The 5,077-nt window shown below is 76.2% G+C and carries 1 protein-coding gene and 1 pseudogene; both read right to left on the bottom strand.

Annotation, left to right across the window (positions count from 1 at the left end; genetic code table 11):
• Positions 1-4,053 (bottom strand): annotated as a pseudogene (locus ABTZ17_RS36215) (type I polyketide synthase); the annotation flags it as partial.
• 161 nt (positions 4,054-4,214) lie between these two features.
• Positions 4,215-5,077, bottom strand: an 863-nt coding sequence (locus tag ABTZ17_RS36210; protein ID WP_352200074.1) for a phosphopantetheine-binding protein, incomplete at its 5' end; no start/stop codon positions are given.

Raw genomic sequence — 5,077 nt, 5'->3', positions numbered from 1 at the left:
GACGCCGTCGGCCCCGCCCCCGGCGCGGCCGGCGGCCGCCCTGACGCCGTCCCCGGCCCCGTCGACGAGCGTGAAGCGCCCGGGGTGCTCGGACTGGGCGGTGCGGACCAGGCCCCACACCGGGGACTGGGCGAGATCGGCGGTCTGGTCGCCGACGGCGACGCCGTCCCGGGTGAGGAAGAGCAGGCGGGCCCCGGCCAGGGAGTCGGCGGCCAGCCAGCGCTGGATCAGGTCCAGGGTGCGGGCGGTCAGCTCGCGGGCCCGGGCGGCGGCGTCGCCGTCGGTGCCGGCGAGGGCGGGGGCGACGACGACGTCCGGCACCGGGGTGCCGTCGGCGACGGCCGCCTCCAGGGCCGCCAGGTCGGCGTAGCGCTCGCCGGGGGCTCCGGCCGCGTCGCCGGCGCCGAGGACGGCCACCGCGGCGGAGGGCCAGGGCGCGAGTCCGACGGCGGGGGTCCAGTCCAGACGGAACAGGGCGTTCTGGCCCGCGCCGGGGCCGCCTTCCAGGGCGGCCCGGTCCACGGGGCGCACGGTCAGCTCGTCCACGGTGACGACGGGCGCGCCCTGCTCGTCGAAGACGTCGATGCGGAGGGCGGAGCCCTCCCCGGGGGCGATGCGGGCCCGCAGGCGCGGACCGGGGGTACCGCGGCCGAGCCGGACCCCGGACCAGGAGAACGGCAGGTCCACGCCGGCGGTGAGGTCGCGCTCGACGAGGGCGCCGTGCAGGACGGCGTCGAAGAGGGCGGGGTGGATGCCGAAGCCCTGGCCGCCCGCGCCCTCGGGCAGCGCGATCTCGGCGTACAGGTCCTCGCCGGACCGCCAGGCGGAGCGCAGGCCCTGGAAGAGCGGGCCGTACTCGTAGCCGGCGGCCACGGCGCGCGGGTAGAGGGTGTCCACGGGGACGGGTCGGGCGCCGGCGGGCGGCCACTGGGCGCCGAGCGGGCGGGCCGGTTCGGCGTGGCCGGTCAGGCGGCCCTGGGCGTGCCGGACGGCGGGCTCGTCGGAGCCTTCGGGCCGGGAGTAGAGGGCGACCTCGCGGAGCCCGTCGGCGTCCTCGGCGCCGACGATCACCTGGACCTGGCGGGCGCCCTCCTCGGGGAGGACCAGCGGGGCCTGGAGGACGAGTTCGTCGATGACGGGGGCGCCCGCTTCGGCGCCGGCGGCGAGGACGGCCTCCACGAGGGCGGCGCCGGGCAGCAGGACGGTGCCGAAGACGGCGTGGTCCTGGGTCCAGGGCTGGGAGTCCTGGGAGACGCGGCCGGTGAAGAGGGTCTCGTCGCGGTCGCCGACGCGGACGGCGGCGGCGAGCACGGGGTGGCTGAAGCGGCCGAGTCCGGCGGCGGCCGGGTCGCCGGTGGTGCCGGGCATCATCCAGTACCGCTGCCGCTGGAAGGCGTAGGTGGGCAGCTCGATCCGGGTGGCGCCGGTACCGGCGTGGAAGGTGTGCCAGTCCACGGCAACGCCGGCCCCGTGGGCCTCGGCCAGGGAGCGGGCGAAGCGCGGGAAGCCGCCTTCGCCGCGGCGCAGGGAGCCGAGGACGGCGGCCCGGTCGGCGGCGTCCACGGCCTGCACGGTCTCCTCGACGGGGACCTTGAGGACGGGGTGCGGGGAGACCTCGACGAAGCAGTTGAGGCCCTGGTCGAGGAGGGCTCGGACACCGGACTCGAAGCGGACCTGGCCGCGGAGGTTGCGGTACCAGTAGTCGGCGCCGAGCTCGGTGGTGTCGGTGAACTCCTCGCGGAGGGTGGAGTAGAAGGGGATCCGGCCGGGGCGCGGCACGATGGGTGCGAGGACCTCGTGGAGTTCGGTCTCGATGGCGGCGACCTGCGCGGAGTGCGAGGCGTAGTCCACGGAGACCCGGTTGAGGCGGACCCCGGTCTCCTGGCAGACGACGGCGAGCTCGTCGAGGGCACCGGCCTCGCCGGAGACGACCACGGCGGTGGGGCCGTTGACGGCGGCCACGGAGATCCGGCCGTCCCAGGGGGCGATGAGCTCCTCGACGCGGTCCACGGGCAGGGCCACGGAGGCCATGCCGCCGAGCCCGGCGAGGTGTTCACGGATGGCGCGGCTGCGGAGGGCGACCACGCGGGCCGCGTCCTCCAGGCTGAGGGCGCCCGCCACGTGGGCGGCGGCGATCTCGCCCTGGGAGTGGCCGAGCACGGCCTCGGGGACGACGCCGTACGACTGCCAGAGGGCGGCCAGCGAGACCATCACGGAGAACAGGGCGGGCTGGACCACGTCCACCCGGTCCAGGGTGGGGGCGCCGGGGGCCCCGCGGAGGACCGCTTCGAGGTCCCAGTCGGTGTGCGGAGCGAGGGCCTTCGCGCAGGCGGCGATCTCGGCGGCGAAGACGGGCGCGGACTCCAGGAGGTCCACGGCCATGCCCTGCCACTGGGCGCCCTGCCCGGGGAAGACGAACACGGTGCGGCCGCCGGTGACGCGGCCCTCGGTGACGTGCGGGGCCGGCTCGGCCTCGGAGAGGGCCTTGAGGCCGGAGAGGAGGGCGCCGCGGTCGGTGGCGACGACGGCGGCCCGCTTCTCCAGGTGGGCGCGGGTGACGGCCGAGGAGAAGGCGATGTCCGGGACGGACAGCTCCGGCTTGGCGATCATGAGGGCGCGGAGTCGGTCGGCCTGGGCGCGCAGGGCGGCCTCGGAGCCGGCGGAGAGCAGCACCGGAAGGGCCTCGGGGGCCTGCGGGGCGGGCGCCGCTTCCGCCTGCGGGGCCGTGGCGCCGTCGGTGACGGGCGCGGCGGACGGCTCGGCGGGGGCCTCTTCGATGATGACGTGGGCGTTGGTGCCGCTGACGCCGAAGCTGGAGACGCCGGCGCGGCGCGGCCGGTCCCCGGCGGGCCAGGGCAGGGCCTCGGTGAGGAGGCTGACCTCGCCGGCGGTCCAGTCCACGTTGGTGGAGGGGGCGTCCACGTGCAGGGTGCGGGGCAGCTCGTCGTTGCGGAGCGCCATCACCATCTTGATGATGCCCGCGGCGCCGGCGGCGGCCTGGGTGTGCCCGATGTTCGACTTGACGGAGCCCAGGCGCAGGGGGCCGTGCTCGCGCTCGCGGCCGTAGGTGGCGAGGAGCGCCTTGGCCTCGATGGGGTCGCCGAGGGGGGTGCCGGTGCCGTGGCCCTCCACGGCGTCCACGTCGGCGGGGCGCAGGCCCGCGTCGGCGAGGGCCTGGCGGATGACGCGTTCCTGGGAGGGGCCGTTGGGGGCGGTGAGGCCGTTGCTGGCGCCGTCCTGGTTGACGGCGGAGCCGCGGATCACGGCGAGGACCTTGTGGCCGTTGCGGCGGGCGTCGGAGAGGCGTTCCAGGACGAGGAGTCCGGCGCCCTCGGCCCAGCCGACCCCGTCGGCGGCGTCGGCGTACGCCTTGCAGCGGCCGTCGGGGGACAGCCCGCGCTGCCGGCTGAACTCGACGAAGATGCTGGGGCGGGCGAGGACGGTGACGCCGCCGACGAGGGCGAGGGAGCACTCCCGGGCGCGGAGGGCCTGCGCGGCCTGGTGCACGGCGACCAGCGAGGAGGAGCAGGCGGTGTCGACGGTGACGGCGGGGCCGGTGAAGCCGAAGGTGTAGCTGATGCGGCCGGAGGCCACGCTGCCGGCGGAGGCGATGGAGAGGTAGCCCTCGACCTCGGGCCGCCGGTCGCTGGTGCCCGCGACGAACTGGTAGTCCTGGTACATCACTCCGCAGAACACGCCGGTGTCGCTGCCGCGCAGGGTGGTGATGTCGATGCCGGCGTCCTCGAAGGCCTCCCAGGAGGTCTCCAGGAGGAGGCGCTGCTGGGGGTCCATGACGAGGGCTTCGCGCGGGCTGATCCCGAAGAACTCGGCGTCGAACTCGTCGGCGCGGTCCAGGAACCCGCCGCCGGTGGTGTAGGAGGTGCCGGTGTGGTCGGGGTCGGGGTCGTAGAGGTTGTCGAGGTCCCAGCCGCGGTCGGCGGGGAACTCGGAGGCCGTGCCGATGCGGCCTTCGGCGACGAGCTGCCACAGCTCCTCGGGGCTGGTGACGCCGCCGGGGTAGCGGCAGCTCATGCCGACGACGGCGAGGGGCTCTCCGGCCCGGTCCTCGTACTCCTTGAGGCGGGTGCGGGCGGTGTCGAGGTCCCCGGCCAGCCGCTTGACGTACCGGACGAGCTTCTCCTGCTGCTGGGCGTCGCTCACTTCGGTGCTCATCCCCCGTGGTCCTGTTCGTTGCGTGGTGGAATCGGGCATGGCTACGCGCCGCCGAACTCGGCGTCCAGCAGCTCCAGGACCTCGTCCATGGTGCTGGCCGCTTCGATGCGGTCGCCGGTGCGCGGTGCGCCGCCGCTGCCCGTGATCGTGTCGAGGAGGAGGCGCAGCCGGTCGGCCACGTGCGCCTTCTCGGCGCCCTCCAGGGTGGTGACCAGGCTTTCCAGCCGGTCGAGTTGCTGCTCCGCGGGGGTCCGGGCGGGGGCGGCCTCGTCGGCGCCGCCGAGTTCGGACAGGAGCAGTTCCGCGACGGAGGCCGCGGTGGGGTGGTCGAAGACCAGGGTGGGCGGCAGTCTGAGGCCACTGGCCTGGTTGAGGCGGTTGCGGAGTTCGACGGCGGACAGGGAGTCGAAGCCGAGGTCCTTGAAGGCGCGGGCCGGGCTGATGCCGCCGGGCGAGGCGTGCCCGAGGACGGCGGCGACCTGCTGTTGGACGAACTCCAGGACGGTGCGCTCCCGTTCGGCGACGGGAATGCTCGCGAACCGGCCGGCGAGCGGCAGTCCGGCGGTCTCGTCCCGGCGGGTGCGGGCCGGGGCGAGGCCCCGCAGCAGGGCGGCGGGGGCGGTCTCCCGGGCGGCGGCGCGCAGGGCGGGCAGGTCGAGGAGGACGGGTGCCAGGAGGGCCGGGCCGGAGCCGAGGGCCCGGTCGAAGAGTTCCAGGCCGAGGGCGGTGGGCAGGGGCTTGATGCCGCTCCGGGCGAGGCGGGCCAGGTCGGCTTCGCCGAGTCCGCCGCCCATGCCGCCCGCTTCGGCCCACAGGCCCCAGGCCAGGGAGACCGCGGGCCGCCCGGCGGCCCGGCGCCGGGCGGCGAGGGCGTCGAGGGCGGCGTTCGCGGCGGCGTAGTTGG

The sequence above is a fragment of the Streptomyces sp. NPDC097619 genome (genome assembly GCF_040302735.1).
Lineage (GTDB): Bacteria > Actinomycetota > Actinomycetes > Streptomycetales > Streptomycetaceae > Streptomyces.
The sequence above is the reverse complement of the archived record's forward strand: the minus strand, read 5'-3'. Positions and strand labels throughout refer to the sequence as shown.